The 18,693-nt window shown below is 59.7% G+C and carries 14 protein-coding genes; 8 read left to right on the forward strand and 6 right to left on the reverse strand.

The window, feature by feature from the left end; translation table 11 throughout:
* The first annotated feature begins 60 nt into the window (after positions 1-60).
* Entirely contained in the window at positions 61-2,616 is a 2,556-nt protein-coding gene (gene gyrB, locus B9Z39_RS08570) for a DNA topoisomerase (ATP-hydrolyzing) subunit B (RefSeq protein WP_108301380.1), read from the forward strand.
* Here the strand turns inward: gyrB and B9Z39_RS08575 are convergent.
* The 3 genes from B9Z39_RS08575 to B9Z39_RS08585 form a co-directional block, all read right to left on the reverse strand.
* A complete protein-coding gene (locus tag B9Z39_RS08575) occupies positions 2,613-3,116 on the reverse strand; it encodes a Spy/CpxP family protein refolding chaperone (RefSeq protein ID WP_158269475.1) in 504 nt (167 codons plus the stop codon). The two genes, gyrB and B9Z39_RS08575, sit on opposite strands and share 4 nt — an antisense overlap.
* A gap of 110 nt (positions 3,117-3,226) precedes the next feature.
* Positions 3,227-4,090, reverse strand: coding sequence for a pirin family protein (locus B9Z39_RS08580; protein WP_100146559.1), 864 nt, complete (start codon positions 4,088-4,090; stop codon positions 3,227-3,229).
* A complete protein-coding gene (locus B9Z39_RS08585) occupies positions 4,087-4,281 on the reverse strand; it encodes a heavy-metal-associated domain-containing protein (protein ID WP_100146560.1) in 195 nt (64 codons plus the stop codon). The genes B9Z39_RS08580 and B9Z39_RS08585 overlap by 4 nt, the downstream gene beginning before the upstream one ends.
* A gap of 36 nt (positions 4,282-4,317) precedes the next feature.
* On the opposite strand from B9Z39_RS08585, the gene B9Z39_RS08590 reads away from it, so the two are divergent.
* Complete coding sequence (locus B9Z39_RS08590) at positions 4,318-6,582, forward strand: cation-translocating P-type ATPase (RefSeq protein ID WP_233248958.1); 2,265 nt, start codon at positions 4,318-4,320, stop codon at positions 6,580-6,582.
* On the opposite strand, the gene B9Z39_RS08595 is transcribed toward B9Z39_RS08590, so the two are convergent.
* Genes B9Z39_RS08595 through B9Z39_RS08605 form a run of 3 tightly spaced genes read right to left on the reverse strand, consistent with a single transcriptional unit; the run spans position 6,576 to position 12,192 of the window.
* A complete protein-coding gene (locus B9Z39_RS08595; RefSeq protein ID WP_108301382.1) occupies positions 6,576-9,659 on the reverse strand; it encodes an efflux RND transporter permease subunit in 3,084 nt (1,027 codons plus the stop codon). The two genes, B9Z39_RS08590 and B9Z39_RS08595, sit on opposite strands and share 7 nt — an antisense overlap.
* Positions 9,656-10,900 carry an efflux RND transporter periplasmic adaptor subunit gene (locus tag B9Z39_RS08600; RefSeq protein WP_108301383.1) on the reverse strand — a complete coding sequence of 415 codons (1,245 nt, stop codon included), beginning with the start codon at positions 10,898-10,900 and terminating at the stop codon, positions 9,656-9,658. The genes B9Z39_RS08595 and B9Z39_RS08600 overlap by 4 nt, the downstream gene beginning before the upstream one ends.
* A gap of 11 nt (positions 10,901-10,911) precedes the next feature.
* Entirely contained in the window at positions 10,912-12,192 is a 1,281-nt protein-coding gene (locus B9Z39_RS08605; protein WP_108301501.1) for a TolC family protein, read from the reverse strand.
* Between the two features lie 59 nt (positions 12,193-12,251).
* On the opposite strand from B9Z39_RS08605, the gene B9Z39_RS08610 reads away from it, so the two are divergent.
* The 6 genes from B9Z39_RS08610 to B9Z39_RS08635 all read left to right on the forward strand — a co-directional run bounded on the left by B9Z39_RS08610 (position 12,252) and on the right by B9Z39_RS08635 (position 18,692).
* A complete protein-coding gene (locus B9Z39_RS08610) occupies positions 12,252-12,941 on the forward strand; it encodes a response regulator transcription factor (RefSeq protein WP_108301384.1) in 690 nt (229 codons plus the stop codon).
* A complete protein-coding gene (locus B9Z39_RS08615) occupies positions 12,938-14,344 on the forward strand; it encodes a sensor histidine kinase (RefSeq protein ID WP_108301385.1) in 1,407 nt (468 codons plus the stop codon). Before B9Z39_RS08610 ends, B9Z39_RS08615 begins: the two co-directional genes overlap by 4 nt.
* Positions 14,345-14,492: 148 nt before the next feature.
* Positions 14,493-16,514 carry a tRNA uridine-5-carboxymethylaminomethyl(34) synthesis enzyme MnmG gene (gene mnmG, locus B9Z39_RS08620; protein ID WP_108301386.1) on the forward strand — a complete coding sequence of 674 codons (2,022 nt, stop codon included), beginning with the start codon at positions 14,493-14,495 and terminating at the stop codon, positions 16,512-16,514.
* A 2-nt stretch (positions 16,515-16,516) separates the two neighbouring features.
* Complete coding sequence (gene rsmG, locus B9Z39_RS08625) at positions 16,517-17,224, forward strand: 16S rRNA (guanine(527)-N(7))-methyltransferase RsmG (RefSeq protein WP_108301387.1); 708 nt, start codon at positions 16,517-16,519, stop codon at positions 17,222-17,224.
* Between the two features lie 33 nt (positions 17,225-17,257).
* Positions 17,258-17,872, forward strand: coding sequence for a LysE family transporter (locus B9Z39_RS08630; protein ID WP_108301388.1), 615 nt, complete (start codon positions 17,258-17,260; stop codon positions 17,870-17,872).
* A gap of 22 nt (positions 17,873-17,894) precedes the next feature.
* Positions 17,895-18,692: a ParA family protein gene (locus B9Z39_RS08635; RefSeq protein ID WP_100146568.1), complete on the forward strand. Its 798-nt coding sequence runs from the start codon at positions 17,895-17,897 to the stop codon at positions 18,690-18,692.
* Position 18,693: the final 1 nt, after the last annotated feature.

Genomic DNA, 18,693 nt, shown 5'->3' on the forward strand with positions numbered 1-18,693 from the left:
TGACCTTACTTTTATTGATAGATCCCGTGATGCCATGCGCATCGCGAACGAAGACTTGCCATGACTGAACCTACAAACACCACCAACCAAGAAGCCGCCGGGGAAGGCTATGGCGAAGGATCGATTCAAATTCTTGAAGGTCTTGAAGCCGTTCGCAAGCGTCCAGGTATGTACATCGGTGACACATCTGATGGCACAGGCTTGCACCACTTGGTGTTTGAAGTGGTGGACAACTCCATCGACGAAGCATTGGCTGGCCACTGTGACGACATCGTGGTGACTATCCACAGCGACAACTCCATCAGCGTGACCGACAACGGTCGTGGCATTCCAACGGGTGTCAAGATGGACGACAAGCATGAGCCCAAGCGCAGTGCCGCAGAAATCGCATTGACCGAATTGCACGCGGGTGGAAAGTTCAACCAGAACAGTTACAAAGTGTCTGGCGGTTTGCATGGTGTTGGTGTGTCGTGCGTGAATGCTCTGTCTAAATCTTTGCGTTTGATCGTTCGTCGCGAAGGCAAAGTTCACACGCTGGAATTTGCCAAAGGATTTGTGCAAAACCGTTTGATTGAGGTTGTCAACGGCGTTGAAGTTTCACCCATGAAGGTCACTGGAGAAACAGAAAAACGCGGTACCGAAGTTCACTTTCTACCCGACGTGGAAATCTTCACGCAAAACAGTGACTTCCACTATGAAATATTAAGCAAGCGCTTGCGTGAACTCAGTTTCTTGAACAACGGTGTGCGCATCCGCTTGATCGATGAACGGACCGGCAAAGAAGACGATTTCTCTGGCGCCGGGGGTGTCAAAGGTTTTGTCGACTTCATCAATTCGGGTAAAAAAGTCTTGCACCCCAACGCTTTTTATGCCGAAGGTGAGCGCCCTGCCGACACCTACGGTGGCATTCCTGGGACCAGCATTGGTGTCGAAGTGGCCATGCAATGGAACGATGGCTACAACGAGAGCGTGCTGTGTTTTACCAACAACATTCCTCAGCGCGACGGTGGAACGCATTTGACGGGCTTGCGTGCAGCGATGACCCGAGTCATCAACAAATACATTGAAGAAAACGACTTTGCTAAAAAAGCCAAAGTTGAAGTCACCGGCGATGACATGCGCGAAGGCTTGTGTTGTGTGTTGTCCGTGAAAGTACCTGAACCGAAGTTCAGCAGCCAAACCAAAGACAAGTTGGTGTCCAGCGAAGTGCGTGCGCCGGTTGAAGACATCGTCGCCAAAACACTGACCGACTACCTGCAAGAGCGTCCCAACGATGCCAAGATTATTTGCGGAAAGATCGTGGATGCTGCACGTGCCCGCGAAGCCGCCCGCAAAGCCCGTGAGATGACACGTCGCAAAGGGGTCTTGGATGGCATGGGCCTACCAGGCAAATTGGCCGATTGTCAGGAGAAAGATCCTGCCTTGTGCGAAATCTACATCGTTGAGGGTGACTCCGCTGGTGGCTCTGCCAAGCAAGGACGTGATCGCAAATTCCAAGCTATTCTGCCCTTGCGCGGCAAGATCTTGAACGTCGAAAAAGCACGTTACGAAAAGCTGCTGACCAGCAACGAAATCTTGACCCTCATCACGGCCTTGGGTACCGGTATTGGCAAAGCCAGTGCCGAATCGGGTAAGTCGGCGACGGATGACTTCAACGTCGACAAACTGCGCTACCACCGCATCATCATCATGACCGACGCGGACGTCGACGGGGCACACATTCGAACCTTGCTGCTGACTTTCTTTTACCGTCAGATGCCCGAGTTGGTCGAGCGTGGCCATATTTACATTGCACAACCGCCGCTCTACAAGGTCAAAGTGGGCAAAGAAGAGCAATACCTCAAAGACGGCCCAGCACTCGACAGCTTTTTGCTGCGTATTGCGCTCAAAGATGCCAGCATCACCACAGGTGGCACCAACCCCCAAACCTTGAGTGGCGATACCTTGGCCGAACTGGCGCGCAAGCACCAACTGGCAGAAGCGGTCATTGCTCGCTTGAGTGGCTTCATGGATGCAGAGGCCTTGCGCGCTATGGCAGATGGCGTGTCGGTCAATCTGGACACCGTGGCCGAAGCAGAAGCTTCGGCTGTCGCCATGCAAGCCAAGTTGCGTGAACTTGGCAGTGGTTCAGAAGCCTCGGGCGAGTTTGATGTGCGCACCGACAAACCCATTTTGCGCATCAGCAGAAGCCATCACGGCAACGTCAAGAGCAGCGTCATCACGCAAGACTTTGTGCACGGTGCCGACTATGCTGCGCTGGCTGAAGCTGCTCAAACCTTCCGCGGTTTGCTCAACGAAGGCTCACGCGTTCAGCGCGGTGAGGGCGAGAAGGCCAAAGAAGAAAAAGTCAGCGACTTCCGCATCGCCATGCGTTGGTTGATTGCCCAGGCAGAACACGCCACCGCACGTCAGCGCTACAAGGGCTTGGGTGAGATGAACCCCGAGCAGTTGTGGGAAACCACCATGGACCCCAATGTGCGCCGCTTGTTGCGCGTACAAATTGATGACGCGATCGAAGCCGATCGCGTGTTCACCATGCTGATGGGCGACGAGGTGGAGCCCCGTCGTCACTTCATCGAAAGCAACGCGTTGCGCGCTGCCAACATCGACGTTTAATTGGCTTTGCTGGCTGGGCCTTGGCCCATGCGACCCATCCGTGGTCCGCGTGGCAAGGTTTCAGCATCAAAAACCCTTTGCTGTTCTGCGGTTAGCTGAGCATAAAACTGCTTGGTGGCATCGCTGCGTTGCTTCATGTGGCTTTGCATGGCCGCTTGGTGTGCTTCATGAAACGCAGCCATTTTGTCCATGCGCTCAGGTGTGGTCAGCTTGCCCAAGGCTTCTCGGTCCAAGGAAGCGATGACGGGGTGTGTGGAGGGTTTCATGGCCTCTACAAACGTGTTCCACGCAGGCTCTTGGCTGCTGTTGAGTTTGAGTTTGGCCTTGAGTTCGTGTTGGCGCGCTTCCCAGCGTTGGGCCATGTGGGTGTGTCCCATCATGCCGTCGCCGGCCATGCCCATGCCCCCCATGGGTTGGGCTTGCGCGCCCAGGCTCAAAACCAAGCCAAGCCCAGCCAGGGCAGTGGCGAAAGTCAAACGTGAAGGTGTGAAACGGTTCATGACAAAGTCCTTTGAAACAAGAAGCGACATGCTTCGGTCAAGTTCAGACTGTGCGCGGCCTATGTTTCGCCACCTTGTGTCACACAACAACTTACGTAAAGTTGTGTAACTCAATCCATCAGACCGGCACGGAAATCGTCCACGGCTTGGGCCAACTCTTCGCGGGTGTTCATCACAAATGGACCGTATTGCGCAATCGGTTCATGCAAGGGCCTGCCTGCGATCAAGATGGCACGGGTGTTGGCGTGAGCACGCAGCACCACACCGTCGCCACCATTGCTCAAAATCGCCATCCGTTGCGCGGGCACTGTTGTTGCCGTGTTGCCTTGAACAACGTCTAAGCTGCCTCGGTAGACGTACAAAAAGGCGTGATGACTGGACGGAATCGCTTGTTCCAGAACCACGCCGTCGCGATCGGGGAAATGCACATCCACATACAGCGGCTCGGTGTGCTCGCGTGTCACGGCACCTGCCACTCCCAGTGAGGAGCCAGCAATCACCCGCACCAACACCTGCTCAGGCGTGGTGACCTCGGGAATGTCTGCACTTTGAATGTCGCGGTACCAGGGCTCACACAGCTTGTTTTTGGCGGGCAGGTTGAGCCAGAGCTGAAAACCCTCCATCACACCTTCTTCTTGCTCGGGCATCTCGCTGTGCACCAGGCCTCGTCCTGCGGTCATCCACTGCACACCACCGTTTTGCAGCAAGCCTTCATGGCCACCGCTGTCACGATGCCGCATGCGACCTGCAATCATGTAGGTCACGGTCTCAAAACCGCGGTGCGGGTGATTGGGAAAACCGGCAATGTAGTCGTCGGGTTTGTCGCTGCCAAAGGCATCGAGCATCAAAAACGGGTCTAGGCGTTGCTGCAAATCGTGCGACAACACGCGGGTGAGACGAACGCCCGCGCCGTCTTGCGTGTCTTGGCCGCGTACCAGGCGCTCCACACCTCGGGGTCGTGTGATGGGGCTCATGCGACTTGGTACCCTTCTTGTGCAATGGCTTTTGCCAACGCTTCATGGGCTTGTGTGCTGTCGACCTCCACTTTGTTGTGTGCTCGGTCAATCGTCACCTTGGCTTCGGGGTCGAGACGCAACACCGCTTTTTTGACCGCCATCTCGCAGTGACCGCAGGTCATGCCTTGAACTTGGAATGAGTGATTCATCAGTGGCTCCTTAACAAAGGAGTAAGCTTAACTCTTATGAGTGATACCACCTGTGACATTGGAATTGGCGGCATGACCTGTGCCTCATGCGTGGCCCGTGTGGAGCGAGCCATCGCCAAACTGCCAGGGGTGACGGATGTCAGCGTCAATTTGGCCACGGAGTCCGCGCGTGTAGTCTGGAATGACGACGACGCCAGCCACGAAGCGCGCTTGCGCCGTGCGGTGCGTGATGCGGGCTACGAACCCCTGGCACCCGAGCACCTCGAACAACAAGCCGCAGGTCCGTGGGTGGGTTTCTCGCCGGTGTTCGCGGGCGCGGTGTTGAGCTTGCCCTTGGTCTTGCCCATGCTGGGTGATGTGTTGGGCCAGCATGGGATGTTGCCTGCGTTGTGGCAGTTTTTGTTGGCTACCCCGGTCCAGTTTGTGCTGGGTGCGCGTTTTTACAAAGCGGGTTGGCACGCTTTGTTGGCGGGCACGGGCAACATGGACTTGTTGGTGACCCTGGGCACCACTGCCGGTTGGGCCTTGTCGGTGTGGCTGTGGTGGTCTGCCGCTGATGGCACCATGGTGCACTTGTATTTCGAGGGCTCGGCTGTGGTCATCACGCTGGTCTTGCTCGGCAAATGGCTGGAAGCCCGCGCCAAGCGCCAAACCACCGACGCCATTCGTGCGCTGCATGCCTTGCGTCCCGCGCGCGCGCGCGTCATCGGGCCGGATGGCGAACAAGACATTCCCATTGAAGAGCTGTTGGTAGGCGACCACGTGGTCGTGTTGCCAGGTGAGCGCGTGGCTGCCGATGGCCGGGTCTTGGAGGGCGACTCTCAACTCGACGAATCCATGCTCACTGGCGAACCGCTGCCTGTGCCCAAGGGTGTTGGGGCCCGGGTAACGGGTGGCAGCATCAACGGGGAAGGCCGTTTGGTCATGCAGGTCTCGGCCACGGGCACCGCCACGGTGTTGGCCAACATCATCCGTTTGGTGGAAGACGCGCAATCGGCCAAGGCCCCCATTCAACGTCTGGTGGATCAAGTCTCCGCCGTGTTTGTGCCCGTGGTGTTGGTGTTGGCCTTGCTGACCTTGCTGGCCTGGTGGTGGAGCGGCCACAGCGTCGAGCTGTCGCTGATTCATGCCGTGGCCGTGTTGGTCATTGCCTGTCCGTGTGCCCTAGGGCTGGCCACGCCGGCGGCCATCATGGCGGGCACGGGTGTGGCGGCCAAGCACGGCATCTTGATCAAAGATGTGCAAGCCTTGGAGGTGGCGCACCGCGTGGACACGGTGGCCTTTGACAAAACCGGCACCCTCACGGTGGGGCAACCGCGCTTGCTGTCGCTCACACCCGTTGTTGACGCACCGCAAGGCGCAGACGATTGGTTGGCCATAGCTGCCAGTTTGCAAAGCGGCAGCGAGCACCCCTTGGCACGTGCCGTGGTGCAGGCTGCCAAAAACCAGAACGTCACCTTTGCCGCTCCACAAGCCGTGCGCGCGGTGCCAGGCTACGGCAGCGAGGGCCAGGTGCAGGGGCGCGCCTTGCTGTTGGGCAGCTTGCGGTGGATGACGGCCTTGAACTTAACTGGCTCTGCCAGTCAGGCCGCGCCCTGGGAGGCGCAAGCGCTGGCCTTGCAGGCCCAAGGTGCCACGGTCTCGGTGTTGGTGGAGCGCGTGGGTTCGGGCGACACGGCGCAGTTGTTGCCACGTGCCTTGCTGGCGTTTGGTGACGAGCCTAAACCGGGTGTGCAAGCCGCCCTGGCCGCGTTGCGCGCGCGCGGCTTGCGCTTGGTCATGATCTCTGGCGACAACCTGGGGGCTGCACGCGCCATGGCGCAACGACTGGGCCTGCACGATGATGAGGTACATGCCGAGGTTTTGCCTGGCGACAAATTTGCCTTGGTGCAGCGCCTGCAGCAGGGCGACAACGGGGCCCGTCGGGTGGTGGCCTTTGTGGGCGACGGCATCAACGACGCGCCTGCACTTGCGGCTGCCGATGTGGGCATGGCCATGGCCAACCCCAACGGGGGCGGCACCGATGTGGCCATGCAAGCCGCAGGCTTCACGCTCATGCGTGGCGAGGTGGCGTTGGTCGGGGCGGCGCTGGACATTTCCAGCCGCACCGTGGCCAAAATTCGGCAAAACCTGTTCTGGGCTTTTGCCTACAACGCGGCAGGCATTCCATTGGCCGCTTTGGGCTACTTGAGCCCGGTGGTGGCTGGTGCTGCCATGGCCTTGAGCTCGGTCAGTGTGATGACCAACGCCTTGTTGCTCAAGCGTTGGTCACCACGTGTTGGGACCGAAAAACCTCAGTGACCGTTGTGGCCAGGTGGCTTGGGGCTGTTGGAGAACCAGGCCACATACAACGCAGGCAACACCACCAAAGTCAGCAGCGTGGCGGTGAACAAGCCGCCAATCACCACAATGGCCAAAGGACGTTGCGTCTCTGAGCCGATGTCGTGACTCAGCGCCATGGGCAGCAGGCCCAAAGCGGCCAGCAAGGCCGTCATCAGCACGGTGCGCAAGCGCTGAAGTGCACCTTCTTTCACGGCGTCAATCACGGTGAGGCCGGCGTTGCGCAACTGCTGAAATACGGACAGCATCACCACACCGTTGAGCACCGCTTGACCGGACAGCGCGATAAAGCCAATGGCCGCAGACACCGACAACGGAATGCTGAAAATCCACAGCGCCACAAAGCCACCAATCAAAGCCAAAGGCACGTTGAGCAAAATCAGGCCAGCCGTTTTGAACGACGCAAATGCGTCAAACAGCAGCACAAAAATCAGCAACAGCGAAATAGGCACCACCACCGCCAAACGTTGCATGGCGCGTTCTTGGTTTTCGAACTCGCCCGACCAGGTGACGGCGTAGTTGTCGGCAATCGTCACGTTCTTGGCCACACGTGCTTTCATGTCGGCCACGATAGAGCCCATGTCGCGGCCCTTCACAAAAATGCCAATGGCCATGGTCCGGCGCCCCGCTTCACGGGCAATGTTCATGGCACCACTGGCCTGACGGATGGTGGCCACGTTCTCTAGCGTCGTGTAACCCCCGCCGGGTATGGCGATGGGTGTGGCGGGCAGGTTGGCGGCGGTGCGTTTGTCGCCGCTCAAACGCACCACCACGCTGAACTTGCGCTCACCCTCCCAAATTTGGGTGGTGGCACGCCCTGCGAGTGCTGACTCGATCACGTCTTGCACGTCGCCCACATTCAGCCCCAAGCGTGAGGCGCGGTCGCGGTCAATGTCAATCACCAGCTGTGGCACTTCGCCCAAACGGTCAATCTCGGCACGTTGCACGCCTTGCACCTGTTTGAACTCGCGTTGCATGGCTTCTGTGGTGCGCCGCAACTCGGTCAGGTCGTCGCCCGAGACCTTGACCACGATCTGTCCTTTGATTTGCGAGATCGACTCCAGCACGTTGTCGCGGATCGGCATCGAGAACGCGGGGTCCACGCCAGGAATGACGGCCAGCTTCTCGTCCATCTCTTCAATCAGCAAATCACGCGTCATGCCCTTGCGCCATTCTTCTGCGGGTTTCACGTCGACAAACACCTCGGCCATGCTGAGGGTTTTGGGGTCGGTGCCGTCTTCGGGTTGGCCGGCTTTGGACACCACGGTGCGCACTTCGGGCACCGTGAGCAGTTGCAGGCGTGCTTTGCGCAAAATCTTGGCCGCCTCTTCTTGTGACACGCTGGCCGGCATGTCCCAGTTGACCCAGAAGGTGCCCTCGTTAAGCTCCGGCAAGAACTCCGAGCCCAAATGGGCGGCTGCTACAACAGACAGCGCAAAACAACTCAGGGCAACTGTGACGACCTTGCGGGGCTTCTCAATGGCCCAGTCCAGCACCGGGGTGTACACCTGTTTGGCCCATGCCACCAGGCGGTTGTCGCCGTGTGGAATGCCCTTGCGCAGCATCCAGTAGGCGAGCAATGGCACCAAGGTGAGCGAGAAAATCAAGGCCCCAACCAGCGCCGTGGTCACCGACAAGGCCATGGGCTGAAAGATACGGCCCTCATGGCGTTGCAAGGCAAAAATCGGGATGTGCGCCGCAATGATGATCAGCATCGAGAACAAGGTGGGGCGTCCCACCTCGTTGGCGGCGTTGGTGATCAGGGTGCGACGCTCCTTCTCGTTCATGCCTTCCCCGCGCTCAGACAGGCGGTGCATGATGTTTTCAATCACGATCACGGCACCGTCCACGATGATGCCAAAGTCCATCGCGCCCAAGCTCAGCAAGTTGGCGGGCACGCCCATGATCTTGAGTCCCAAGAACGTGGCCAGCAAGGCCAGCGGAATCACCACCACCACGGCCAGCGAAGCGCGCATGTTGGACAAGAACAGGTAGAGCACCAGCGAGACCAGCAACGCACCTTCAACCAAGTTTTTGAACACCGTGGTCAAGGTTTTGCCCATCAACCACGAACGGTCATAGAAGGGCTCGATTTGCACACCGTGTGGCAGCACACGGTTGTTCAGGTCGGCAATTTTTTCTTTCACGCCCTTGAGCACCACGCTGGGGTTTTCGCCTTTGCGCATGATCACAATGCCGGTCACCACATCGTCGTCCAAGTCTTGGCCCACGGTGCCCAAACGTGGCACGGCACCGATGCTGACCTTGGCCACATCGCGCACCAGCACCGGGGTGTTGCTGCGTGCGGTGACCACGATTTGGCCAATGTCGTCGGCGGAGCGCAATAGCCCCAAGCCACGGATGGCGAACTGCTGTGCGCCTTGCGCCACATAACTGCCGCCCGCGTTGGCGTTGCCTCGGCCCAGCGCATCTTGCAAGTCTTGCAGCGTGAGCTTGTAGGCGCGCAGCTTTTGCAGATCGGGCTGAACCTCGTATTGTTTGATGTAGCCGCCCATGCCCACCACGTCGGCCACGCCTGGAATTTGGCGCAAAGCGCGCTCGACGGTCCAGTCTTCGATGGTGCGCAAATCGGTGGAGGTCTTGCCATCGCCCTTGAGGCGGTAGCGCATGATCTCGCCCACTGGCGTGGCGTTGGGCATGACCTCGGCTTCAACGCCAGGGGGCAAATCAACACCCCGCAAACGCTCGTTGACTTGCTGGCGTGCCAAGTTGACCTCAGCCTTGTCGTCATACGTCACCACGGTGAATGACAAGCCGAATTGGGTGTGTGAGAACACGCGGATCGAATTGGGCAAGCCCGACAGCGCGACTTCAATGGGCAGAGAAACCTCCTTCTCCACCTCCTCCGCCGCGCGCCCAGGGTAGAGCGCAATCACCGTCACTTGGGTATCGGTCACGTCTGGGAACGCCTCAACCGACAGGTTTTTGAACGCGATCACGCCAGACATCACGAACAACAGAGTGCCCAGCAGGATGAACAGCGGTTGGTTCAGCGCATAGTGGATCAGACGTTTCATTTGTGATCCGCGCTGGTGCCACCGGCAGAGGTGTGGGGTTTGGCCTGGTCTTCGGCGTTGCGGAACTCGCGTGCTAGCAGCAACCCGTTGTCTTTCACCACCAGCTCATTGGCTTTGAGCCCGTCGATCACCAAGACCTCTTGCAAACCTTCATAACCGAGTTTGATGCGACGAGGCTCAAACACGCCGGTTTCGGTTTGCACATAGGCCCAATGTTCGGTGCCGCGCAGCTGCACGGCGCTGGCTGGCACCAACACACCTGCAGCGAGCTGACGCTCGATGCGCGCCGTGCCCAGCATCTCAGCTTTGAGCAAGCGTTGGCGGTTGTCGATCACGGCGCGGACCTTGATGGTTCGGCTCGTTGGGTCAATGAAGTCGCCCGTGGCCGCAACCGTGGCTTCGAATTTTTGGCCTACGACGTTGGGCAACACCAGTTCAATTTTGGTGCCCGGTTTGAGGGATGCCACGTCAGACTCGCGCGCATCAATTTGCACCCACAACGAACTGGGGTCGCTCACCACAAACAAGGCCGGGTTGCCGGGGCCCCCTTGGTCGGGGCGCACTTCCAGGCCCGCGCTGAGGTTGCGCTCTACCACCACGCCGGAGATGGTTGCTGACACGCCCAGTTGTTGGTTCACCAAGTTGCCGCTGCCATACATGCTGGTGCGTGCTTGTGCCCGCGCAACCTCGGCTTGCGCACGCGATGCGTCAGCTTCGGCTTGCTCTAGGTCTTTGCGTGACACGATGCCCGCATTGAACAGGGTTTGTTGGCGCGCCAAGGCGCGCTCGGTCAAACGTGCATCGGCTTGCGCTTTGGCGGTGTCGGCTTGTGCGGCACCGAAGTCGGGAGAGGCAAACGTGGCCAGCACTTGTCCTGCCTTGACGCTTTGACCGACATCCGCGTTGAGTTGCACCACACGGCCCGCAAACGCGGGGTAAATGCGTTGGGTGCGCTCTTCGTTCCAGACCAAACGCGCCGGTAAATCAATGGTCACGCTTTGGGCCGCGACGGCCGGGGCTGTGCCCAACAAGGCCAGCTGCGGGTGACCAGCGGGAAAGCGCAGTTGTTGCCCTTGCACGATGGGTTGAGCGATCACAGGGTGGGGGGCGAGTTCGGGTTTGCTCAGCCAGTAACCCAGTGCCAGCACAGCCACCAAGCCAGCGGCGACTCCCCAGCGTTTGGTCGGGGTGTTCAAGAGGGTTTGGAGCTTGTTGGGCTCGTTCGCAGTGTTGTGGTGCATGGTGTGTCGGCTCAGCGTGTGCTGGCGGTCTGAGGGGGGGTGCGCAGCTGCCAGGCGGTATGCGCTTTGGCGTAGTCGGCGCGGGTGAAGGCGGCTTCAATCAGGGTGCTGCGCAAGGTGCGGCGTGCATCCAGCAAATCGGTCAAAGACGAGGCGCCTTGGGTGTAGGCCAATTCGGCTTGCTCGGCCACGCGGCGTGCACGCGGCAAGATGTCTTGTTCGTACAGGGCTTCGCGCTGTTGGGCGGCATTTCGTTCTTGCAGCAGGCGTTGAAAATCGGCCAAGGCGTCGCGGCGGGTTTTGTCCAACAGATCTTGGGCCAAGGTCAGCTGGGCCTGTGCGCGGCCAATTTCACCCTCATAGCCATAGCCCCATTGCAAAGGCACCGAGACGCGCAATTCGAGCAGGCGACGCGATTGCGAGGGGTAGTGGTCCAGGCTGCTGCCCAAGGTCAGGTCAGATTTCTTTTGGGCTTGTGCCAGCTCCAGTGCGGCGCGCGCGGCGGACACGCGCTCCAGTGCCGCCACGACGTCGGGGCGTTGGTCCAGCCAGGCCTCTTGCACGGTGCTGGCGTCCAGCATGGCTTGCAGCAAGGGCCAATCGGCGTTGATCTGCCAATCTTTCAGGTTGATGCGCAGGTTGGTGAATTGGCCCAGTTGCAACACGGCGCGTTCTTGGTCGAGCTGCGCACTGTGCGCGTCGGCTTGTGCGCGCTGGGCTTCGATTTCCAGCCGCGCCGACTCTTGGGCTGATAAATCACCGGCTTTCAGTCGCACCGAGGCGCTTTGTGCCAGTAGTCTGGCGCTGCTGGCCAGTGCCTGCATTTCGCGGTTGCGCTCCATGGCGGCCAGCAAATCGAAATAAGCAGACGCAGCCCCGAGTTGTTGCATCACCCGCATATCTTGCAGGTCAGCCACGGCGGCGTTGGCCTGACGTTCGGCGCTTTGGGTGCGTAAGCCGCGTTTGTTGCCGCGTTCCCAGGTCCAGTCGATACCGCCCGACTTGTCGATCTTCTTTTGACCGAAGGGGCCAGCGCCAATGCCGTGTTCCAAGTCCATTTGGCTGGTCTTGGCTGTGAAGATCGGAAAGGGGGATCGATCGGCGGCCAGCACGTCTGCGCGGGCCGCCTCAGCGGCTTGGCGTGCCATCGACACATCCAGGTTGTTGCGTGCTGCTTCCAGCACTTGGGGCAACCCCAGCGTGTCGGCGCAAGCCAGGCCACCCCACAGGGGCAGGGCCAGGCTTAAGACCCAGCTCAGGCGGCGTGGATGCAGGTTCTGTCGTATGCTCATGCGGCGTTTATCGCGCATCCTCCCTGACCAAAACCTGACCACAACTTTTTTCTACGCCCGTGCGAATTTTGCTCATCGAAGACGACGCCGTGCTGCAAGCGGTGATGCTGCGCAGCCTGAGCGATGCGGGCCACCGCGTGGATGCGGCCAGCCATTTGGAGGAAGCCTCCCACTATTGGCAAGTGCAGGCGTATGACGCGGTTTTGCTGGACTTGAATTTGCCTTTGAATGGACAGCCTCACGCAGCGGCGGGCAGTGGCTTGCAACTGTTGCGCGAGGCCCGTCGCCGAGGTGACCGTACCCCCGTGCTGGTGTTGACAGCGCGCAACAGAACCGACGAACGCATTGCGGGTTTGGATGCCGGTGCCGATGACTACTTGGGCAAACCCTTCGACTTGGAAGAGGTCGAAGCGCGGCTGCGCGCTTTGGTGCGTCGAACCCTGGGGGCAGATGACCACGTGCAGGTGGGCCGTTTGGTGTTGCAGCGCAAGAACCGCCGGATCTTGGTCGATGAGATTGATCTGGCCTTGCCCGCGCGTGAGTTTGAAGTGCTGTGGGAGCTGATGACACCGCCCGGGCGCACTGTCAGCAAGCGCGTGTTGTCCGACAAGCTCTCAGGCTTTGACGAGGCCTTGGGCGACAACGCCTTGGAGGCCTTCATTTCCCGTCTGCGTAAAAAACTGGCCCACACGGGCGCGACCATTCGGACCCTGCGGGGCATGGGCTACTTGCTGGAGGAGCAGGCATGAGCACTGAGCGACTGACTGTCAAACCGTCTTTGCGCAACCGCTTGTTGCGCCATGTGTTGCTGCCCTTGGCGCTGACCTGGCTGGTTGGCTCGGCCTTGGTGGTCGGCATTGCCACGTACTTCACCCAACAAGCCTATGACCGTGCCTTGCTGGACGATGCCTATCTGGTGGCCAGCCATGTGCGCCGCAATGCCGATGTGAGCATGGGGGGCTTAGAGCTGAGCTTGTCGGCTCAGGAAATGAGCACCGTCTTGTTTGACCAAAGCGAGTCCTTGTACTTTGCTGTGCTGCGGCCCGACGGCAGTTTGGTCGCCGGTCATACCGGGTTGCCAGGCAAGCTGGGGACGACAGGGCAGCCGGTGTTTGACACCCTGGACTATCAAAATCGCAGTTTGCGCAGTGTCACCATCCACCGCGAGCAGCCGGTGGATTTTTATGTGGTGATGGCGCAAACTACCACCAGCCGAGACCGCTTGTTGCAGCGCTTGCTGGCGTTTTCGATTGCGCCGCAGATTTTGTTGTTGATTGGTTTGGCGTTGTGGTTGCAGCGCGCCATCGAAACCGACCTGCACCCCTTGGCCGAGCTGACCCGCTTGGTGGGCAAGCGCGATGCGCGTGACCTCACGCCCGTGCCCGTCTCGGGCAGCACGCGTGACGTGCAGCGCTTGGGCCAGGCGGTCAACGCTTTGTTGACGCGCATTGCGCAAAGCGTGCAAGCGCAGCGTGAGTTTTCGGGCAATGTGGCCCACGAACTGCGCACGCCGCTGGCGGGCATTCGCGCCCTGGCCGACTATGGTTTGCGTCATACCGACCCTCAGGTGTGGCGCGAGCAATTGCAGGGCATTGCGCACAGCCAAGAGCGTGCCAGCCATTTGGTGGACCAGCTTTTGGCACTGGCTTTGGCCGATGAGGCCCAGCAAAGTTTGGTGCGTGAACCGGTGGCGCTGGATGTGCTGGTGGGCGAAGCCGTGTTGCGCTTTTTACCCCGTGCCGACGCCGCAGGGGTGGACCTGGGCGCACGGGGCGTGGAGCAACCTGTGCAAGTCATGGGCGGCGCGGCCTTGATCGAGGGCGTGCTCAACAACTTGCTGGATAACGCGTTGCGCTATGGCCGAGCGCCAGAAGGCGAGAGCCACATCACGGTGGCGGTGCACGAGGCACCGCAAGCCGTGGTCTTGTCGGTCAGCGACAACGGGCCGGGTGTGTCGGCCGCGCAAATGCAACAACTCACCAAACGCTGGGTGCAGGGCTCGGCCGGCGAGGCGCTCAAAGAGGGCTCGGGGCTGGGCTTGGCCATCGTCAGCGAATACGCCCGTTTGTTGGGTGCGCAGGTGTCGATGCAAGGCGAGACACCCTCTGGCTTGCGGGTCAGCTTGACCTTCTTGAAAACGCCGTCCGCCTGAAGCTCAGGGCGCACCCATAAGCGATATGGCGCTCAACCCCAGACCCTGCGGGCCTTTGGCGCTGTGCGCAGCGAGCGAGGGCCTTGTAAAATCGCACCCTGCTTGACAGGGCGGCACACAGCCCCTGTATTCAAAGGTTGGCTGTTTTATGTTGTATCCCCAAGAGTTTGATGTCATCGTGGTCGGCGGTGGCCATGCCGGTACGGAGGCCGCGTTGGCCGCTGCGCGCATGGGCGCCAAAACCCTGCTGTTGTCGCACAACATCGAAACCTTGGGCCAGATGAGCTGCAACCCTTCCATTGGGGGCATTGGCAAAGGGCACTTGGTCAAAGAGGTGGATGCCCTTGGTGGCGCCATGGCCTTGGCGACCGATGAAGGCGGCATTCAGTTTCGTATTTTGAACAGCTCCAAAGGGCCAGCCGTGCGCGCCACCCGTGCCCAGGCCGATCGCATTTTGTACAAGGCGGCCATCCGCCGCCGTTTGGAGAACCAGCCCAATCTGTGGTTGTTTCAGCAAGCGGTCGACGACTTGATGATGGACGGCGACCGTGTGGCCGGTGCGGTGACCCAAGCCGGCATCCGTTTCAAAGGCCGTACCGTGGTGCTGACCGCCGGCACTTTCCTAGACGGCAAGATCCATGTGGGCTTGAACAACTATTCGGGTGGTCGTGCAGGCGACCCACCGGCGGTGAGCTTGTCTTCCCGTCTGAAAGAGCTCAAGTTGCCGCAAGGCCGCCTGAAAACCGGCACGCCCCCAAGGCTTGATGGACGCACCATTGACTTCAGCCAATGCACCGAACAACCCGGGGACGGCATGCCCGGTGGTTTGCCCGGCGAGGTGCCGGTGTTCAGCTTCATGGGTCGTGCGGTGATGCACCCTCAGCACATGCCGTGCTGGATCACCCACACCAATGCGCGCACCCATGACATCATCCGCTCAGGCTTTGACCGCAGTCCCATGTTCACCGGCAAGATCGAGGGCGTGGGGCCACGCTATTGCCCCAGCGTGGAAGACAAAATCAACCGCTTTGCCGACAAAGACAGTCACCAGATTTTTCTCGAGCCCGAAGGCCTGGCCACCCACGAGTACTACCCCAACGGCATTTCGACCAGCTTGCCCTTCGACATCCAGTACGAGTTGGTGCGCTCGATGAAAGGGCTGGAAAACGCCCACATCATTCGCCCGGGTTACGCCATCGAGTACGACTACTTTGACCCGCGTGAGCTCAAGCGCAGCTTTGAAACCCGGGCCATTGGCGGCCTGTTCTTTGCAGGCCAGATCAACGGCACAACAGGTTACGAGGAGGCTGCGGCCCAAGGCTTGTTTGCTGGCATCAATGCGGCCCTGCAGTGCCGTGCCATGGCGGGGCAAGCCAATGATTTTGGCGGCGCTTGGACGCCTGGGCGTGACCAGGCCTATTTGGGCGTGTTGGTTGACGACCTGACCACCAAAGGCGTGACTGAGCCCTACCGCATGTTCACCAGCCGGGCTGAGTTCCGCCTGCAACTGCGCGAAGACAACGCCGACATGCGCTTGACCGAGATGGGTCGCCAGATGGGGTTGGTCGATGACGCACGGTGGGAAGCCTTCAGCCGCAAGCGCGATGCTGTTTCACGTGAAACAGAGCGCCTGAGGTCGGTCTGGGTCAATCCCCGCAATTTGCCGTCCGCCGAGTCTGAGCGGGTGTTGGGCAAGGCCATTGAGCATGAGCACAACCTGGCTGATTTGTTGCGCCGCCCAGATGTGAGTTATGACGCGCTGATGTCGCTGGATGGCGGTCGCTATCAAAGCCCCGAGTTGGTGGCTGGTTTGGGCGGCGATGATGTTTCACGTGAAACCACCCGTGCCGTGGTGGAGCAGGTGGAAATTGCTGCCAAGTACTCGGGCTACATTGACCGTCAGCGTGATGAGGTGCAGCGTGCCGCCCATTACGAAAACCTCAGTCTCCCAGAAGACCTGGACTACAACCAGGTGACGGCACTGTCTATCGAGGTGCGACAAAAGCTCAGTCGCCACCGTCCCGAAACGCTGGGGCAGGCTTCGCGCTTGTCGGGCATCACGCCTGCTGCCATGTCCTTGTTGCTGATCCACCTCAAGCGCGCCCGTGTCAAAGGCTTTGTGCCCGAGGCCTCGGCGCTAGAGTCTTCCGACGTAGCGGCGGCGGTTTGACCATGTCGCACCCCTTGGCTGGCGCTTTGCGCCAAGGCTTGCTTGATTTGGACTTGTCTTTGGATGAGGCTGCACAGGCGCAGCTCTTGGCCTACATGGACTTGATCGCCAAATGGACCAAGGTCTACAACCTCACGGCGGTGCGTGATGCACAGGAAATGTTGACCCACCATTTGCTCGATAGTCTGGCGGTCGTTGCGCCATTGCGTCGCGAGTTGGCTAAGCTGTCAAAACCCGAGGTGCCGTTACCCACGCCGTTGAAAGCGACAGCTGCGGCCTTGTCTGTGGCGCACCCTAGGTATCGTTTGTTGGATGTGGGTGCAGGTGCCGGTTTGCCGGGCGTGGTCATTGCCATCACTTGCCCGGAGGTGTCGGTGACCTGTGTCGACACCGTGGCCAAAAAAGCGGCATTTGTGCAACAGGTGGCGGCCAGTTTGCGCCTGCCCAATTTGCGCGGCCTGCACGCCCGGGTCGAGACCTTGACCGACCCGTTCGATGTGGTGTGTTCGCGTGCCTTTGCCTCGTTGTTCGACTTCACCGCCTGGTCCGCCTCGGCACTGGCGCCGCATGGCGTGTGGCTGGCCATGAAGGGCAAGCATCCCGAGGTTGAAATCCAGGCCTTGCCGCCAAGTGTGAAAGTGTTTCACGTGGAACAGCTGACTGTTCCCGGCCTGAATGCCGAGCGCTGTATCGTTTGGATGCGCGGTTAAACTCCCACTCCCATCCCCTGTTTTGAGGCTTGCATGCTCGGTGTATCCGACTACGGCGCTTTCGTCGTGGCCATCATTGTGTTTTTGGCCATTCCCGGCCCTGGTAATTTGGCATTGCTGACGGCAACAGCCAAAGGAGGCATCCGTGCGGGCTTGGCCGCGACCTTGGGCGTGATTGCGGGCGACCAGGCCTTGTTGTGGATGGCCGTCGCCGGTGTGGCGGCCTTGTTGTTGACCAATCCGGGCGTGTTTCACACCGTTCAGTGGGTCGGGTCGATTTATTTGGTTTGGTTGGGTGCCAAGTTGCTCAGCGCCAAACCAGGGGATGCCCCGGTGCTGGAACTCAAGCCCCACCACTACTTGCGACAAGCCTTCGTTATCACCGTGTTCAACCCCAAAGCCATTGTGTTTTACATGGCGTTTTTCCCATTGTTTGTCGATCCGACGGTGCATCAGGGCTGGGTGACCTTTGCGCTCATGGCCGCAACCATTGCCGCGTTGACCTTTGTCTATGGCTTGGTGGTCGTCGTGTTGGCGCATTTCCTGGCCGCGCGCGTGCGCGCCAGCGCGCTGGCCTCTACCTTGTTGAACAAGGTCGCCGGCTTGTTGCTGATTGGTTTTGGTCTGAAATTGGCCTTGTCTAAATAAATACTCTCAACGGAAAGTCTCCATGGCCAAAATCTTCTGTGTCGCCAACCAAAAAGGTGGCGTGGGCAAAACCACCACCACGGTGAACTTGGCGGCTGGTTTGGCCTCGGTGGGGCAGCGCGTGTTGATGGTGGACTTGGACCCGCAGGGCAATGCCACCATGGGCTCTGGAATTGATAAGCGCCAACTCACTTTGTCGGTTTACGACGTGCTGCTGGAGTCCGCCAGCATTGCGGAGGCGCGGGTGCGCAGCAACTGGGGTGACGAGGGCGCACGCGCCAAGGCTCCGACCTACGACGTGCTGGGTGCCAACCGAGATTTGGCGGGGGCCGAGGTGGAGTTGGTCGATCTGGACAACCGTGAGAACCGCCTCAAGCAAGCCCTGGCCAGCGTGGCCCAAGACTATGACTTTGTGCTGATCGATTGTCCGCCTTCATTGTCCATGTTGACGCTCAACGGTTTGTGCTCTGCGCATGGCGTGATCGTGCCCATGCAGTGCGAATACTTTGCGCTGGAAGGCCTCACGGACTTGGTCAACACCATCAAGCAGGTGCATGCCAATCTGAACCGCGAGCTCAAAATCATTGGCTTGTTGCGCGTCATGTTTGACCCTCGCATCACCTTGCAGCAACAGGTGAGCGACCAGCTCAAGGACCACTTTGGCGACAAAGTGTTCAACGCCGTCATTCCGCGCAATGTGCGCTTGGCCGAGGCCCCCAGCTACGGCCTGCCAGGCGTGGTGTTTGACCCGTCGGCCAAAGGCAGTCAGGCCTTTGTCGATTTCGCGCAAGAGATGGTCCAGCGCGTCCAAACCCTTTGAG

It is taken from the genome of Limnohabitans sp. JirII-29, assembly GCF_003063395.1.
GTDB lineage: Bacteria > Pseudomonadota > Gammaproteobacteria > Burkholderiales > Burkholderiaceae_C > Limnohabitans.